We start from the raw sequence: 17,398 nt of genomic DNA, 5'->3' as shown, positions 1-17,398 counted from the left end.
TTGAGCGGCACAGGCGATTGACCTCCATATGCAGGGCATTGAGCGGGTGAGCAGCATGATTGATCGCATTTCCCGTAAGTATGAGCGCTCACGGACAACGATAGAGCGGACATCACTCCCCATAGAGCGGTCACGCAACAACAATGATCACTTACACGATTTATTGAGCGGCACAAGCAAATCCCCCCATTTCATTCAAACAATCAAAAAACACCTGCACCGCCAAAAACGGCAGTACAGGTGTTTCCGTATGCTATCAAACCATATCGACAGAGTTATAGCGAACCATGACAGTGCCTGTCTTGGACTCGCCCGTGATGTGCAACGGCTCTTTCGTTGAGTCTTCAGCGTTCTTGCTAAAGCGGATCGTACGGTGTAAGAACTGTTCTTGTTCTTCCACACGTGATACGTCTTTCAATTGCAAGTCAAGCTTACCCATGTTGGAAGTAATCTCTCCCTTAACACCTATAGTAGATGGGAAGTAAATTTCAACCGTACCGCTGATTGACTTCGCTTCTAATCTTTTTGCATCAGCAGAAGAAGTGGTCAACGTCACATTTCCGTTTAAGGATTTTGCGTCTACATCATTGACCATGCCATCTACATAGACACGACCATTTAATGTTTCGGCTTCTAGCTTTTCGCCAGTAACTTTCAACAAACGTACCATACCGTTTGCTGTTTCCAGCTCCGCTTCATCAAATTTGATATCGGCGCATTCAATTTTACCATTTGCCGTTCTAATGCGTAGATCTTTAAAGTCCACGCCTTCAACAGAACATCCGCCGTTCAATAGACGGACAGAGAGTTTACTATACGGTGCTGTAGTCGGTACGTACAGATGTAGGTTGACTTGCAGCATTTTCAAGTCGCTTGCGATGCGCAACTTATTGCCGTCTTTTACGAACAATAACTTTTCTAGGAACTGGCTGAGTGCGCCTGCTTCAGAATCATGATTGAAATGCTTTACAGAGAACTTCGCCGTGATTTCCTCATTATCTGAAGGATGAATTTCCACAGTACCATGATCGATATGGATGATGATTTCTTCAATATCTTCTACGGATTTACTTTCTGTATGTGTAAAGGAAACAGATTTGCTGAATGGTGCTTCGAAATCGAATTCTTTCACACGGTGTACTGCCGTATCCATAAATTGCATGAAGCGGTCACCTGCTGAGACGAATTCTTTGCGGATATCTTCGAAGAAAGCATCAGCTGAAGAGCTATCTTCTGCTGTTCCTTGCTCAGATTCTTTACCCATGGCTTCTAGTAATTTCAATGCTTCATCAGCTGTGATTTTACCTTCTTCAAGCATCGTTAGTATTCGTATGCGTTCATTTTGCATTTCCAGATTCCTCCTTGTTTTGAACAATCTTTTCAGTAGCTATCTATTTATACGGTTCTGCGGAACAAAAGTTTCATTTTCTATTTCTTTACTACTTTCTTTATTTGTTCTTTCATCCGATTTCGATCTCTTTCTAGGATCGTCTTCAAATATTTACCCGTGTAGGACTCTTTGACTTCTGCTATCGCTTCCGGTGTACCCGTCGCAACAATTTCTCCGCCTTTGTCTCCACCTTCCGGACCGATATCGATAATATAATCGACAGTCTTAATGACATCCAAATTATGCTCAATAACGAGAACTGTGTTACCTCCATCAACTAGACGTTGAAGAACTTCAAGTAACTTGGCTATATCATGTACGTGCAAACCTGTTGTCGGCTCGTCCAAAATATAAAATGATTTACCCATGGAACGTTTATGCAGTTCGGAAGCCAATTTCACACGTTGGGCTTCTCCACCTGACAGTGTCGTCGCTGGTTGACCTAATTGTACATAGCCTAAGCCTACATCGACTATCGTCTGCAGCTTACGATGAATTTTCGGGATATTCTCGAAAAACACCACCGCATATTCTACTGTCATTTCCAGTACGTCCGCAATATTCTTTCCTTTATACTTCACTTCAAGTGTTTCGCGGTTATAACGTTTGCCGTGACATACTTCGCACGGTACGTATACATCTGGAAGGAAATGCATTTCAATTTTGATAATTCCATCTCCACGGCATGCCTCACACCGTCCTCCCTTGACGTTGAAACTAAAGCGACCTTTTTTATAGCCGCGAACTTTCGCTTCATTCGTCATCGCAAAAACATCGCGTATATCATCAAAGACGCCTGTATACGTAGCTGGGTTGGAACGTGGTGTACGTCCGATTGGTGATTGATCGATATCAATAATCTTCTCCAAATGTTCCACACCACTAATACTATCGAATTTTCCAGGTCTTTGTTTGGATCGATTCAATTTTTGGGCCAATGTTTTATGCAAAATATCATTGACCAACGTACTTTTACCTGAGCCGGAAACTCCTGTAACTGCGAGAAATTGACCGAGTGGGAATTCTGCATCAATATGCTTCAAGTTATTCTCTGAGGCGCCTTTAACGATAATGCTACGCTCATCACGTGACCTGCGTTCAATTGGGAGTGGAATGAATTTCTTCCCGCTCAAATATTGACCGGTCAGCGACTTCTTGTTTTTCATCACTTTCGCAGGAGTACCTGCAGCTACCACTTCTCCACCTGCCACGCCAGCACCAGGACCGATATCAATTAAATAGTCTGCAGCCATCATCGTGTCCTCGTCATGTTCTACAACAATTAACGTATTTCCAATATCTCGCATGCTTTGAAGCGTGCCAATTAATCGATCATTATCTCGCTGATGAAGTCCAATTGAAGGTTCATCGAGAATATACAGAACACCGGACAAGCGAGATCCAATTTGTGTGGCCAGACGTATACGCTGTGCCTCTCCACCTGATAATGTTCCTGCTGAACGGGATAAATTTAAATAATCGAGGCCGACGTTCACTAAGAAGCCTAAACGTTCTTGGATTTCTTTCAAGATCATATCTGCAATTTGTGTGTCTTTCTCAGAAAGGATTAATTGGTCAAAGAATTTCGTCGTTTCAACAATCGAGCGTTCCGTGATTTTCCCAATATGCTCACCGTTCACTAATACCGAAAGTGATTCAGGCTTCAGGCGGTAGCCTGTACAAGTAGGACATGACTTCTCCGTCATATATTTACCCATCTGCTCACGTATATAGTCTGACGATGTCTCATGATAACGACGTTCGACGTTGCGCAAAACACCTTCGAAATAAATATCGCTATCGCGGGTGTTTCCAAATTCATTAGTATAGCGGAAACGAATCTTCTCTTTTTTCGATCCTAGCATCAATTTTTCAATATCTGAGTCAGCTAGTTCACTAACAGGTACATCCATCGGAATCTTATAATGCTTAGCAATCGTCTTCAGAAGTTCTGGATAATAATGCGAACTCGTTGGCTCCCAAGGGGCAATAGCGTGTTCTTTTAAGGTTAGGTCACTATTTGGAATGACTAAATCAGGATCCACTTCGAGTTTCATGCCAAGTCCATCACATTCAGGACATGCACCGAACGGACTGTTAAATGAAAACATACGCGGTTCTAGTTCGCCAATAGAAAACCCACAAATAGGACATGCGTGATGTTCACTGAAAAACAGTTCTTCTTCACCGATTACATCGACAAGAACATTACCGTCTGCTAATCGTAACGCAGATTCCAATGAGTCACTTAGACGTGTTTCCACGCCTTCTTTCATGACGATTCGGTCAATGACGATTTCAATTGTATGCTTTTTATTTTTATCCAAATCGATATTATCGTCTAAATCAATCGTCTCACCATTTACTCGTACGCGTACATACCCTTGTCTTTTAATATCTTCAAATAATTTTGCATGTGTCCCTTTACGTTCTGAAATAATAGGTGCCAAAATTTGAATTCGAGTACGCTCAGGTAACTGGATTACACGATCCACCATCTGCTGAATCGTCTGCGTAGAGATTTCAATGCCATGAAACGGACAATGCGGTTTCCCGACTCTCGCATAAAGTAAACGCAAGTAGTCGTAGATTTCCGTCACCGTTCCTACAGTAGACCGTGGATTTTTACTCGTTGTCTTCTGGTCAATGGAAATAGCCGGCGACAATCCTTCTATAGAATCCACATCTGGTTTATCCATTTGTCCAAGGAACTGACGCGCATATGCAGATAATGATTCCACATAGCGGCGCTGCCCTTCCGCGTAAATCGTATCAAAAGCTAGTGAAGACTTTCCTGAGCCCGATAAACCCGTAAGCACCACTAGTTTGTCGCGTGGAATCTTCACCGTAATATCTTTTAGGTTATTCGCTCTCGCTCCCTGTATTACAAGTTCTTTATTTTTCATGCGGACTCTACCTTTCTGCTTTCAGTTCTAATACGGTATCTCGTAACTCTGCAGCTCTTTCGAAGTCTAAAGCTTTTGCTGCGTCTTTCATTTCTTTTTCCAATTTGGTTAGCAATATGCTTTTCTCGTCTTTGGAAAGCTTCTTGCCATTCGTCACCTTTTGCAAATACGATTCCGTTTCTTCAGCCACTTGAGTGGCACGGATCAATTCGCGTATCGGCTTAACGATGGTCGTTGGTGTTACACCATGTTTTTCATTATAAGCTTTTTGAATTTCACGACGACGTTCCGTTTCATCAATAGCTTTCTTCATGGAATCTGTCATTTTATCCGCGTACATAATAACGCGTCCTTCTGAGTTACGTGCTGCACGTCCAATTGTCTGGATTAACGCACGTTCCGAACGCAAGAATCCTTCTTTATCCGCATCCAAAATCGTGACCAATGAAACTTCGGGAATATCGATTCCTTCACGCAGTAAGTTGATTCCGATTAATACATCGTACGTCCCGACACGCAACTCACGGATAATTTCTGTCCGTTCTAGAGTCTTCACGTCAGAATGGAGGTACTGAACTTTAATTCCGATATCTTTTAAATAATCCGTCAAGTCTTCTGACATTTTTTTCGTTAGAGTTGTTATTAATACACGTTCATTTCGCTCGATTCGAAGATGTATTTCATCCAATAAATCGTCAATTTGTCCTTCAATAGGACGCACTTCAATGATTGGATCAAGTAATCCTGTAGGACGTATAATCTGTTCTACCATTTCGTCTGTATGCTCAATCTCATAAGGACCTGGCGTGGCTGAAATATACATTGCCTGCCGAACATGCTTTTCAAATTCTTCAAACATCAATGGACGGTTGTCCAATGCCGATGGTAAGCGGAAACCATGTTCCACCAATACTTTTTTACGTGCCTGGTCCCCGTTGTACATTCCACGAATCTGCGGCAAGGAGACGTGACTTTCATCTACTACAATCAAAAAGTCGTCAGGGAAATAATCCAGCAACGTATATGGAGTTGCCCCGGCTTCACGCAACGTCAAATGTCTAGAATAGTTCTCGATTCCAGAACAAAAGCCCATCTCCCGCATCATTTCTAGATCATAACGCGTCCGTTGTTCTAGCCGCTGCGCTTCTAATAATTTATCATTATCGCGTAAGTATTTAAGCTGTTCTTCTAACTCGATTTCAATATTTTCAATCGCTTTAAGTAACTTCTCTTCGCGGGTAACGAAGTGGGATCCTGGGAAAATAGCCACATGATCACGATCGCCGATGACTTCTCCTGTTAAGGCATCCACTTCCCGAATCCGTTCGATTTCATCTCCAAAAAACTCAAGACGTATACAACGCTCGTCACGAGCTACCGGAAAGACTTCGACTACATCGCCTCTGACACGGAATGTACCACGCGTGAAATTGATATCATTGCGCTCATACTGAATGTCCACTAGCGTGCGCAATAGTTGATTACGCGGTATTTCCATTCCTTTGCGTAATGAAAAAACCATGTCATTATATTCTTCTGGCGAACCTAGACCGTAAATACATGACACGGATGCTACAATCAAGACGTCGTTCCGTTCGAATAATGCACTCGTTGCGGAGTGGCGAAGTTTATCGATTTCATCATTGATCGATGAATCCTTTTCAATGAATGTATCCGTCTGTGGAACATATGCTTCTGGTTGATAAAAATCGTAGAAGCTGACGAAGTATTCTACCGCATTATCTGGAAAAAACTCTTTGAACTCGCTATATAATTGGCCAGCCAACGTTTTATTGTGGGCAATGACCAGTGTAGGTTTATTAATTTCTGTCAGCACATTGGAAACCGTGAATGTTTTACCTGTCCCCGTTGCACCCAGTAACGTTTGATGCTTCTTGCCTTCTTTAATACCGTTAACAAGGCTGTCGATCGCTTTTGGCTGATCTCCTTGTGGCGTATATGGTGCCTGCAATTGAAATGTTTCGTTCAAATGGTTCCACTCCTCTTCTTAAACACCTGTCCTTCTATTTTACCACAACCAGTGTTTTTTCTAAAGAAATAACGAACGTACGTTTTAAGCTAACTCTCTATGTACTTTATTGTACCCTTGTACTTTGTGAAAGAAACTCACAGCGAGGTTATTCTATGCAATAAAAAAAACACTGCCAGGATTTTGCCCTAGCAGTGCCTATGAATACATTATTTTGTTTTTAGTTCATAACCATGTTCTTGTGAAATGTCGATTAATTGTTGTGTATACAGGTCGAATGCTTCTTTGTCATTTTGATCCAGCGCATCGTCAATCAACAGCATGATTCGCGATTGTGTTTGTTCCCAATGAATGTGTTGTAGAAACAGATCCCAATAGATTTCGTTCAGCAACTTTTCCGCTTGGAGAGAAGTGCCATTGTTACCTACCGCTTTCAAAAATTCAGCATATGAGTTGTTATTGTTCATCTCTCTCACCCCTGATACCTTTTAGTAATTATATATGCAATAGAATACGAATTGCAACCACTAATCTAACTATTCGAACTTTTGAATTACTTTAATATAATTAGAGGAATATTTACTAGGTACATATATTCAGACAATTCTGTTATAGAAATTACATTACTAGCATTAGTTACACTTTACTCTGGACGAACATCATATTTCTTTTACTTGCTCTTTAGTTAATCGGATCGTTGCCTCACCGACAATGAGTGCGATCGCAGCAATCAAGAGAGGTGTAATACTTAGTCCATACAAAGGTAATGCCGCCAGTAATAGAATAATTGCTTGTAGCCAAATCAGTTTTCTTACTAACAAACGAACCGCTTTGATTTGCGATTTTTCCTGTTCTTCAGGGAATAGCAGATCCATCGTGAATTCGACGCCACCTTCAAGCGCCAATATCAACTGAACAGCTGTCGCAAACGCTAGAGCTCCTACAAAAATGAACGATACAATTGGTAACGGTATTAAGAACGCACCCAACGCAGACAGTGCCGTTAATCTAACCCACAACCAAAATGTATCATCTGTACGAATAAATGTACGTACGATTAAGTAGTTTTGTACATCCTTGCGCTTGAATGTAGACCGTTTCATAGCAATCTTCAACCAGCTCCGCTTACTCACTGAACCAACCAAATGCGGTACTTCCGTGAAGTAATTCGCAAATCGATAGAAACGCATCATACGATTTTGTTCCAGTTCAATAAACTGCTCATACGGAAATGGAAAATGCTCCGCTTTCTTATCCCAAAACTTCGCATAGAGCATAGCAATCAGAATTCCGATAAAGATTGCAACCGTACTCCACGTAAGAGCGAAGTGAATCGTTAGAAATGTTAAAACGAGTCGTAACACACGATCCGGCCAAACGAAATTATGCTTCGCAATACGAACACTGTATTCAGTCCCTACAAATAGCCCTTTAAACACGATGATTAGTAACATAATGAGAAGATAATCCGTTCCTGTTCCCACTTCTGTTGCTTTTAATAACGGCAAAGCAACGACCATAGCAATTAGTGGTAAGGGAAGTTGTGAAAATGTCGACCAAGTGATCGAACGTTTCATATAGCTCGGCAATTGATTTTCTAATGGCAGGAAAAAAACGATATCTGCCGGCTTTAGTAACGTAGTCGGTGCCGCTTTCATTAATAAGAGTGCAATGACGATAGATACGATGAAAACTGAAGGGAATGTAACGGGCACTTCTTTTAGCCATTCACTATACGCATAGCCCCCCGCTCCAATGGCAAACATGAAGACGATAGCCAAATGTCCAGTGAATACATAGCGCATATATTTCTGTAGTTCATTAACGTAATGGAAGAACCGTTGTCCCCATATCTCATGCATGTTGTTCATGGTCAGTTTCCTCAGTCATTGCAATATATAAGTCATCCAGTGTGGCATCCGGTCGCCCGAACGTCTTACGCAAGTCGTCCATTGTACCGTTCGCACGCACCCGGCCTTCGTGCAATAAAATAATGCGATCACAATACTTCTCAGCCGTCGCCAATACGTGAGTGGACATCAAAATAGAAGCCCCCGCATTTTTCCGTTCAATAATTTGGTCTAGCAATGCGCGAATCGCTAGAGGATCCAATCCGACGAATGGCTCGTCGATAATATATAATTTAGGTTCGACTAGGAAAGCACACATGATCATGACTTTCTGTCGCATACCTTTAGAAAAGTGAGCTGGAAACCATTTTAAGCGTTTTTCCATACGGAACTCTTTCAGCAATTGTTCGGTACGTATTTCAAATTGCTGCTTGTCCAAACCATATGCCATCGCAGTCAGTTCCAAATGTTCTTGTAATGTAAGTTCTTCGTATAACACCGGCGTCTCTGGAATATAACTGAATGATTGGCGGTAATGTTCCTTATCACTAAACGTTGCACCGTCAATTTTAATAATTCCTTCAAGTGGATTCATGACACCGATAATATGTTTGATTGTCGTACTCTTCCCAGCGCCATTTAGACCGATTAACCCGACCAACTCCCCCTCTTCTATCTGAAATGAAAGGTCATGTAAAACGGGCTTGCGCGTATAACCACCTGTAACGTGTTCTAGTTCTAGGATTGCCATTATATTTCCCCCTATCTTCTTTTATTATTTTAGCAAAGAAATTGTAAAATTGCTTTATCCGCCTTCGTTAACTATCTGAAAATATGCTACAATACATCCAAACATGAAAGGATGTGTAGAAATGACCTCATGTATTTTCTGCAAGATTGTAGAAGGAACGATTCCAGGAGAAACAGTATACGAAGATGATCACGTAATTGCTTTTATGGACATTATGCCTGTTACGAAAGGGCACGTACTCCTAATCCCAAAAACACATCGTGAAAATGTGTATGAATTAACTGAAGAAGAAGCTGCGAATTTATTTAAAGTAGCACCCAAAATCGCTAATGCATTAAAAGAGGAATTTCAACCGGCCGGAATGAACCTATTACAAAACAACGGATCTTTCGCAGGCCAGTCCGTCTATCATTTCCATATGCATTTAATTCCACGCTATGATAAAACAGATGGTCTGAAAGTCGAATTTGATACAAAAGTAGAGCAGTTCCCGATGGATGTAGTATCTGAATTAGCTACGAATATTTCAAGGCGTCTGCAACGATAACACGTGGCGGATACAGAGCAGAAGAGTGCGGCATTTTTCATTATTCCTCGAATTGAATCCTACTCTTCTGTCCATTTCTCCACACGATGGAGATAAAAAGCTTTTGTTAGTATAATATTTCATTCATTTTCTTGCTCAACTACGTACGAACATGCTTTAATAAAATAATAACTATACAAAAGGAGTGTTCTCTACATGAAAGCGTCCACATTCTTTATTGGCCTGGCAGCAGGTGCTGTCACTTCCGCGGTAACCGTTCTATATTCTACACCAAAAGCTGGCAGTGAACTGCGTGACAGCGTCAAAAATGCATCACTCGAATTGAAGGATAAGTTGAAAGATGTCAAAGGGCAAGTCGCGGATCTAAAGGAATCTGTTACCGATTTATCGAAAGAAGCAAAAGAGCTAGTCCCAGAGACTGTCGAAGAAATGAAAGTTTCTGTAGCAGACTGGAAGCGCTCGACTGAACACAATAAGAAACGTTTAGAAAAAGAAATTTCTGCAATTCAAACAGCATTAGATGATCTCGAAAAATCAATTGGTACTCGCTAACGTATTTCCATTTAGGCATCCGTTCTTCACTTGCTAATCTTTGAGTACGTACCCATAGTAAAAACAGCCGTAATATAGCTGTTTCTATGGGCATATACACTCAAACTGATTTATTTTACTATTCCGTCTTTTTTATTTGTTGTTTTTTTGGTATAATAAATAAAATGACTGAAAGAAAGCAGGTGTCTCGATGGCCGATCAAAATATTTCACGTAAAGATGCCATGATCTTCAATCAGCGCGTAGCCCAAATGTCCAAGGCGTTATGGAAAGCTGTAGAGAAAGATTGGCAACAATGGATTAAACCGTATGAACTCAATATTAATGAACATCATATTTTGTGGATCGCCTACCATTTGGAAGGTGCCACAATTTCAGACATCGCGAAATTTGGTGTAATGCATGTCTCAACCGCCTTTAACTTCTCGAAAAAGTTGGAACAACGTCAGCTTTTGTACTTCTCGAAAAAAGATGATGACCGACGCAATACATACGTGACGGTTTCAGAAGAAGGCAAAGCGTTACTCATCCGGATGAATGAAAATTACCACAATGAAGATTACAGCGTTCTTCAGGGTTCTCTTCCCATTCGTGATATTTACGGTAAATTTCCTGAATTCCTAGAGGTCATGTCCGTATTGCGTAACATCTATGGAGATGATTTTATGGACATATTCGAACGCGGTTTTCAGAACATCGAGAAGACATATGTTGATTCAAATGATTACCTAACAAAATCTGAAGTAGAGTCATAACCACCTGCTCTTTACACGGTTTAGTTTTTTCCTTTTGATCACATATTCTGCTATGATAGTACAGAAGCAGAAAGAGGAGGTCTATAATGGTTATAGCGATTACCATTCTATTTTCATTGTTCTACTTATATCAAATAAATAAAATGACATTTGCTCTTTGCCAATCTAGAGAGATTCCAGAAGAAAAGCAGCCAAAGATTTATCGAACTGTAAACATTCTGATCACAATCCTCATTTTATCCTTATATGTAGAAGTGTTCTTTAGTGCTTAACACTATGTATTGCCCACCCCCATTGCTGGGGGCGGGCTTTTTTTTAGCACAAGTATGCTGCACCGACGATAATTAACAAAATGAACAACACAACAATTAAAGCAAAGCCTGATGAACCTGATCCGCCATGTGAATAACCGCTCATGAAGGCACCCCCTTTCACATTGTATCCTATGCGAAAGTAGAAAAAAGCGGTTGGGCAGTTTTTGACGTATGGAACCTTTTTGTTTTTCATACGTTATATGATATAGTGTTTACTTGAAGAATAGACAGAATCGATACTTAGATTAGGGGAGTTAATTACATGAAAAAGAAGATGTTAGCATTTACACTTGCAGCTTCGGTTGCAGCTTTATCCGCTTGTTCTGGTGGCGGCGATGAAAAGGTTATGACGTCTAAAGCAGGAGATGTAACGAAAGATGAGTTTTATCAAGAAATGAAAACATCTGTCGGTGAACAAGCCCTACAAATGATCATCTTGGAAAAGGTTCTGGATGATAAGTATGACGTAGACGATAAGCAGGTAGATGAAGAATTTGATAAAAACAAAGAACAACTCGGTGAAAACTTCGAAGCATTCTTGGCTCAACAAGGTCAAACACCTGAAAGCTTCAAGAAAATGATTCGTTTGAATAAATTGCAGGAAGCTGCATTGACTGATGGTATTGAGGTTTCTGACGAAGAGTTAGACAAACGTCTTGAAGAATCTCAATCAGAAATCAACGCGCGTCACATCTTAGTTGAAGATGAAAAGACAGCAACAGAAGTAAAAGAGAAGTTGGATAAAGGAGAAGACTTTGCGAAAGTAGCAAAAGAATACTCTACTGATCCAGGTTCTAAAGATGAAGGCGGAGATCTTGACTGGTTCGCATACGGTGTAATGGTTCCTGAATTCTGGAACGCTGCATACGACTTAGAGCCAGGCAAAATCAGTGAGCCGGTTCAATCAGATAACGGCTTCCACATCATCGAAGTAAAAGAAAAGCGCAAAGCTGATGATAAGAAAATCTCTGATGAAAAGAAAGCTGAAATTCGTCAAGAACTATTGATGGAAAAAGCTGATGAAAATGAGTTATTGGCTAAAGTTTCGAAGTTAGTTAAAGCAGCAGATGTAAAAATCAAAGATGAAGATTTGAAAGCTTCACTTGATTTGTTCAAGATGGAAGAGCAACCAGCTGAAGAAGCTCCGGTTGAAGAAAAAGCACCTGCAGAAGACGCTCCAGCTGATGATGCTGAAGTAGAAGTTGAAGAAGGTAAGTAATATATGAAAAAGGTCTGCCCTGGAAGTTACAACTTCCGGTGGCAGACCTTTTTTTGTGTTTTCAATAGAGTCTTAGTGCTTTTCGAATCATTGTTCTGTTGTTAGTGAGAATGGATTATGTTTCTGTTAAGGGTGCGTAATAAGCGGCGTTGGGTTGTGGTTCTTGCTCGTGCTTTTTCTTTTTCTGTTCATCCAGGGGGTTGTGGTTTAGCTGCCTATGTCAGTGGCAAGTCCATTGAACCCACTACGGCGCTGGTGGATGGCTTTCGCGGGGAGCCATAGACAGGAAGTTCGCCTGTCTTTGTCTCATCGCTACGCCTACCACAGCAGTCGCCTTCGTTAGAGTATGTGTAGGACAGTTCTTCTACTTCTTTTTCAAAAAGTACAAAATCAGTATTACCAATTCACGGGTCTTCTTCCCCTTAGAACCACAACCAAATTAAATGCCACTCAGCAGCGCAGGCACAACTGCGGGGTAGGCCGTGGCCGGGAGACAACTGGCAGCACTATCGCCAGCTGGCTCCTGGCTGTAGGCAATCCCCCACGTGCCTGCGCGGGTCCAAAAAACGAACACTTACTAACTTCAGTCCCCAACAACCAGTCGAGCAACGACCCCACCGAAAAGTGACAAAGAGCCGCAGCCGCATAGTCTTTCCGCCAACCTCGTTTGTAGGTTGGTTAAGGTACGCAATTTATCATTCTTAGAACCGCAAAATAAATGAATTCCACTCAGCAGCGCACGCACAACTGCGGGGTAGGCCGTGGCCAGGAGACAACTGGCAGCACCATCGCCAGCTGGCTCCTGGCTGTAGGCAATCCCCCCACGTGCCTGCGCGGGTGCAGAAAGCAGACACGCACTAACTTCAGTCCCCAACAACCAGTCGAGCCACGACCCCACCGAAAAGTGACAAAGGCCCGCAGCCGCCTAGTCTTTCAGACAAACGTGTTTGTAGGTTGGGTAAGTTACGCAATTTATCATTCTTAGAACCACAAAATAAATGAATTCCACTCTGCAGCGCAGGCACAACTGCGGGGTAGGCCGTGGCCAGGAGACAACTGGCAGCCCTACCGCCAGCTGGCTCCTGGCTGTAGGCAATCCCCCACGTGCCTGCGCGGGTCCAGAAAACGAACACTCACTAATTTCCATCCCCAACAACCAGTCGAGCAACGACCCTCAAGAAAGTGACAAAGACCCGCAGCCGCCTAGTCATCCTGCCAAACGCGTTTGTTAGTTGGGTAGTGCAATCAATTTCTCTGTTTGCTAGTCCACTAAACACAACAACCTAAAAAAATTCAGTACCCAGCAACTACTAGTGCATCGTTACACACTAGCTTATTCAAACGTAGGCTTGTAGAACGAACGATTATCCAGCGGGAATACGCGCTCGGAGAACTCGCCTGGCGTAGTCTTCGACATGACGCGGTTCAACATATTCATCTTCGCATCGATATTATCGATATAATGAAGAATCTCCGCCTCTTTCAACATCGGACGCTTCGGACTGCCCCACTCCTCTTTACCATGGTGAGACAACACCATATGCTGAAGCAACATCACTTCTTCGCCTTCAATCTCCAGTTCTTCTGCTGCCTTGGAAATTTCATTGACCATGATCGTAATATGCCCTAGCAAGTTCCCTTCAATCGTATACTGCGTGCCGACTGGGCCTGACAACTCGATAACTTTTCCGATATCATGCAAAATAATTCCTGCATATAGCAAGTCTTTATTCAACGTTGGGTACAATTCTGCAATCGCCTTACCTAGTTTCAACATCGAAACCACGTGATCAAGTAAACCAGATACGTAGTCATGATGATTTCTCGTAGCTGCCGGATATAACACGAAGTCTTGCTGATGCTTCTTCAATAAATGACGAGTGAGACGTTGGATTTGTGGGTTTTTCATTTCAAAGAAATACTGCATCAATTCATCTAGCAATACTTCCTTGCTCTTTTCAGCAGATGGTACTAAATCTGCAATCGTTACGCCCTCATCTTCTTTTACGGGACGGATTGCTTTCAAACGAAGTTGGTTTTTTCCGCGGTATTCATGAACTTCTCCACCTACTTTTACGATGGTCGCTCCCTGATACATCTGGGCTTGTTCTTCACCTGCATCCCAAAGTTTCGCTTCTAGGTCTCCACTTTTATCTTGCAGAATCAACGTCATAAACGGACTGCCCTGCTGTGTGACACCTTTTGTTGCCTGCTTAATCAATAAATACATGTCGATCGTTTCGCCGACTTGATAGTCAAGTAATTTTTTCATCAGTAAATCTCCCCTTTTACTTTTCGTCCAATCTCAATTGTATGAGGTTCACTTGACCACTTTGATTTCATTTCTTGATGGCAAGTAAAGTACAGAAATTGATGAGATGGCTGTAACTCAGTAAGTATTTCTATCATACGCGAAAGTCGCTCATTATCAAAGTGAACAAATGGGTCATCCATGATAATAGGGAACGGTGCGCGCTCTGATAATTCATACGCTAACGCTAGTCGCAATGATAGATACGCTTGCTCCTTTGTAGCCTGACTGAGCTCATTGATCATGAAAGATTGTCCTTCAACAGTGACTGCCTCAAAATACCCTTCCGCTGTTAAACCGAGCGTCGCGTATCGATTCCCAGTTAATCGGCTAAACCAATTATTGGCCTGTATGAGAACGGCCGGTAATTGATGTTCTTTCCACTCACTCATCGTCTGTCGAATCGACTCACGGACAGCTTTACGGATTACCCATTGTTCTGTCAGTTCTTCTAACTCAGCTTTCCGTACTTCTACTAATTGCTGAAGCTCACTGTACGTTTGACTGGCACCCATCTGTGAGATTTCATGACCTACTTTGACTTGCTCATCTACAAGTGTCTCTACTTCTTGACGAAGCATTTGTAGGCGGTTCGTCGTTTCGCTGCGTTGTCGTTCAAGTTCCGGTATGGTCCATTCTTTTACTAATGGCTCCTTACTATATAAAGATAACTGTGCTTCTACTTCTTTCAGCTGTCGTTTCAGCAACTGTGCATCTTGAGCTTGCTCATACGCTGTGTAAAATTGCTCTTTTTCCGATACACCAACGATGTCGAATAATTTTTGTATTTCCGCTGTTGTCGATTCTAACAGCTCCTGCGTTTCTTGTAACTGCTCTTTGATTTCAAGTACTGCTTGTTGTTTACTCATATGCTTTTCTTGCAAGCTATTCTGTCTAAGTAGTTCTTGGCGAATTCTTTCGAATAAACCTTCTTCCGCAACAGGTCCGAGCACTTTTTCTACTTCTTTGATCAGCGACTGTAACTGTTGAGTTGTCGTTTGCAAACGTTGTTGCCATGTTTTCTGATCAATTTCCGCGTCCTGGTACTCACGCAATAAACGGAAGCTTTCTTGAATATTGAATGTCAGATCGAATGGTTCATCTTGCAATAGCGCTTGCAACTTCTTCTCTGCTTGTTGTTTTTGATAATACAGTTGTTCCATTTCTTCCGCGTATTTTTGCAGTTTGCGATCCAGTCTTTCAATTTCGACTAACACTTGCCGTTGATCATGCTGTTGCAGATCATCACGCTCAGCCAATTTTTCAAGTTCTGCTGCTAACGCTTCATTATCCCGAATAAACGATTGCTGGTCCGTTACAGAATCAGGCCGTTGTTTCCATAACCAGGCACCGACCGCCACAACTACTAGGCCGAGGCCTGCGAACAACCATTGCTGCTGCAAGACACTATATGCCCCGATTGCTAGTCCAATGAGCAAAATAACTATCGGAACCATCTGATTTGATGCCTGTTTATCGGCTGCAGATACAATGAATTTAGCCTCCGCAAGTTGACGTTGCAGTTTGGGCCAGTTTGCCAGTTTGGCTCGCTCAGATTCAGTCAATCGCAAACGGTCCGTACGTTCTTTTCGTTGCTCCGCTTCCTGACGTTCACTCTCCGCTTCTGCCAATAGACGTTGCATGGCTTTTACTTGCTGATCCAGTTCCTTTTGTTCTTCAAGGATCGGTTCAAGTTGGCGTTCACGTTGAATGGAGACATCTATCTTCCCTATCGATAACTGCTGATCGTCCGTTAATCCTAAGCGATTGCTGAACTGCTGTTGTTTCTTTTCAAGCAAACGAATTTCTTGTTCGGCAGCAAACCGATCCGTACGTAACCGATGCCACTCGGCTTCCTGTGCCACCCAGCGCTCTAACTGCTGCCGTTCATTGTCAGGCCGTAAATCAATTAATTCCGATTGCCACTCTGCCTGTTCTTTCTCTAGACGTGTTTTCTTTAAGTGCAATTCTGACTGTTTACTGGCTAGTTCTTCATAACGCCGGATTCCAGCTGCCGGGAATTCATCCGACAAGTGGGAAAGTTGTTCAAGCAATTGATTGCGCTGTTGCTGCAAGGGAACGATTTGCATGGCGATTCGTTGTTCTTCAGACTGCTTATACAGACGTTGCTCCTCGAAGCGTAATGCCGCCACTTGCTCGTCGAGTTCCTGCTTACGAATAGTCAGCGGTTCATATGTCGATAGTTTCTGCTGCTCTTTTTGCATCGCTTGTTCAAGCTCACGGATTTCAGCCAATTTTTTATTCATTGGCGGTATTTTCCCAGATTTTTTGAAGAGGCCGCCCATTTCTTTCTCCATCTTCTTTTCCACTTTCCAAAGCGTATCTAGACCGGTCGTTCCGGAAGCTAGTAATGTACGACTTAAATCATTTTCATCCATTTTCTCGAGATCTTGTAACTGGAATAAGGAGAATGAAAAAATGGATTCAAAAGCTTGTCGGTCGTAACCTCTCAATAACCTTTTCAATTCTTCTTCCTCCGCAATACGCCCATCTTCAAAACGGATTAAAACGTCACCTGAAGATTTCCCACGCACCCGCTCAATCATCCAATTACCGTACGCCTGATCTTCTATATAGAGACAGCCGCCATATTTACCACCTGTTTTCGGCTCATAGCGCAGCTCCTGTTGATTCTTTTGAGGAAATCCAAATAAAATATGAAGGATGGCTTGCTGAATAGTCGTCTTCCCCGCTTCATTCGGTCCATACAAAAGATTCATACCGTGTCGCAAATCAATTTCCAAATTCTCATGCTGACCGAATCCATAAAGAAGTATTTTTCGGATCTTCATT

14 protein-coding genes are annotated in these 17,398 nt (G+C 42.2%); 5 read left to right on the top strand and 9 right to left on the bottom strand.

What is annotated here, in order from left to right; all coding sequences use genetic code 11:
- Positions 1-256 precede the first annotated feature (256 nt).
- The 6 genes from CSV72_RS14490 to CSV72_RS14465 all read right to left on the bottom strand — a co-directional run bounded on the left by CSV72_RS14490 (position 257) and on the right by CSV72_RS14465 (position 8,887).
- On the bottom strand, positions 257-1,348 hold the full coding sequence (locus CSV72_RS14490) for a DUF4097 family beta strand repeat-containing protein (RefSeq protein ID WP_099678936.1): 1,092 nt from the start codon (positions 1,346-1,348) through the stop codon (positions 257-259).
- A gap of 80 nt (positions 1,349-1,428) precedes the next feature.
- Positions 1,429-4,296, bottom strand: coding sequence for an excinuclease ABC subunit UvrA (uvrA, locus tag CSV72_RS14485; protein WP_099678935.1), 2,868 nt, complete (start codon positions 4,294-4,296; stop codon positions 1,429-1,431).
- Positions 4,297-4,303: 7 nt separating this feature from the next.
- Positions 4,304-6,286, bottom strand: a complete 1,983-nt coding sequence (gene uvrB, locus CSV72_RS14480) for an excinuclease ABC subunit UvrB (RefSeq protein ID WP_099635590.1) — start codon at positions 6,284-6,286, stop codon at positions 4,304-4,306.
- 209 nt (positions 6,287-6,495) lie between these two features.
- Entirely contained in the window at positions 6,496-6,753 is a 258-nt protein-coding gene (locus CSV72_RS14475) for an IDEAL domain-containing protein (protein ID WP_099635589.1), read from the bottom strand.
- Between the two features lie 192 nt (positions 6,754-6,945).
- On the bottom strand, positions 6,946-8,148 hold the full coding sequence (locus CSV72_RS14470) for an ABC transporter permease (protein WP_233191310.1): 1,203 nt from the start codon (positions 8,146-8,148) through the stop codon (positions 6,946-6,948).
- A complete protein-coding gene (locus tag CSV72_RS14465) occupies positions 8,141-8,887 on the bottom strand; it encodes an ABC transporter ATP-binding protein (RefSeq protein ID WP_099635587.1) in 747 nt (248 codons plus the stop codon). Before CSV72_RS14465 ends, CSV72_RS14470 begins: the two co-directional genes overlap by 8 nt.
- Positions 8,888-9,008: 121 nt before the next feature.
- On the opposite strand from CSV72_RS14465, the gene CSV72_RS14460 reads away from it, so the two are divergent.
- From CSV72_RS14460 to CSV72_RS14445, 4 genes are all read left to right on the top strand, one after another.
- The gene (locus CSV72_RS14460; protein WP_099678934.1) at positions 9,009-9,434 is read left to right on the top strand and encodes an HIT family protein; all 426 of its coding nucleotides are present in this window, start codon (positions 9,009-9,011) and stop codon (positions 9,432-9,434) included.
- 195 nt (positions 9,435-9,629) lie between these two features.
- Complete coding sequence (locus CSV72_RS14455; protein WP_099678933.1) at positions 9,630-9,986, top strand: YtxH domain-containing protein; 357 nt, start codon at positions 9,630-9,632, stop codon at positions 9,984-9,986.
- 190 nt (positions 9,987-10,176) lie between these two features.
- On the top strand, positions 10,177-10,740 hold the full coding sequence (locus tag CSV72_RS14450) for an HTH-type transcriptional regulator Hpr (protein ID WP_099635584.1): 564 nt from the start codon (positions 10,177-10,179) through the stop codon (positions 10,738-10,740).
- A gap of 86 nt (positions 10,741-10,826) precedes the next feature.
- Positions 10,827-11,012, top strand: a complete 186-nt coding sequence (locus CSV72_RS14445) for a hypothetical protein (RefSeq protein ID WP_029054118.1) — start codon at positions 10,827-10,829, stop codon at positions 11,010-11,012.
- A 43-nt stretch (positions 11,013-11,055) separates the two neighbouring features.
- Here the strand turns inward: CSV72_RS14445 and CSV72_RS14440 are convergent, their stop codons facing one another.
- Positions 11,056-11,157 carry a YjcZ family sporulation protein gene (locus CSV72_RS14440; RefSeq protein ID WP_099635583.1) on the bottom strand — a complete coding sequence of 34 codons (102 nt, stop codon included), beginning with the start codon at positions 11,155-11,157 and terminating at the stop codon, positions 11,056-11,058.
- Between the two features lie 159 nt (positions 11,158-11,316).
- On the opposite strand from CSV72_RS14440, the gene CSV72_RS14435 reads away from it, so the two are divergent.
- On the top strand, positions 11,317-12,273 hold the full coding sequence (locus CSV72_RS14435; protein ID WP_099678932.1) for a peptidylprolyl isomerase: 957 nt from the start codon (positions 11,317-11,319) through the stop codon (positions 12,271-12,273).
- 1,333 nt (positions 12,274-13,606) lie between these two features.
- Here the strand turns inward: CSV72_RS14435 and yhaM are convergent.
- Positions 13,607-14,545 (bottom strand): 3'-5' exoribonuclease YhaM, encoded by a 939-nt coding sequence (gene yhaM / locus CSV72_RS14425; protein WP_099678930.1) that lies wholly within the window; start codon positions 14,543-14,545, stop codon positions 13,607-13,609.
- Positions 14,545-17,397 carry an ATP-binding protein gene (locus CSV72_RS14420; RefSeq protein WP_099678929.1) on the bottom strand — a complete coding sequence of 951 codons (2,853 nt, stop codon included), beginning with the start codon at positions 17,395-17,397 and terminating at the stop codon, positions 14,545-14,547. The genes yhaM and CSV72_RS14420 overlap by 1 nt, the downstream gene beginning before the upstream one ends.
- Position 17,398: the final 1 nt, after the last annotated feature.

The organism is Sporosarcina sp. P20a (assembly GCF_002743175.1).
GTDB lineage: Bacteria > Bacillota > Bacilli > Bacillales_A > Planococcaceae > Sporosarcina.
The sequence above is the reverse complement of the archived record's forward strand: the minus strand, read 5'-3'. Positions and strand labels throughout refer to the sequence as shown.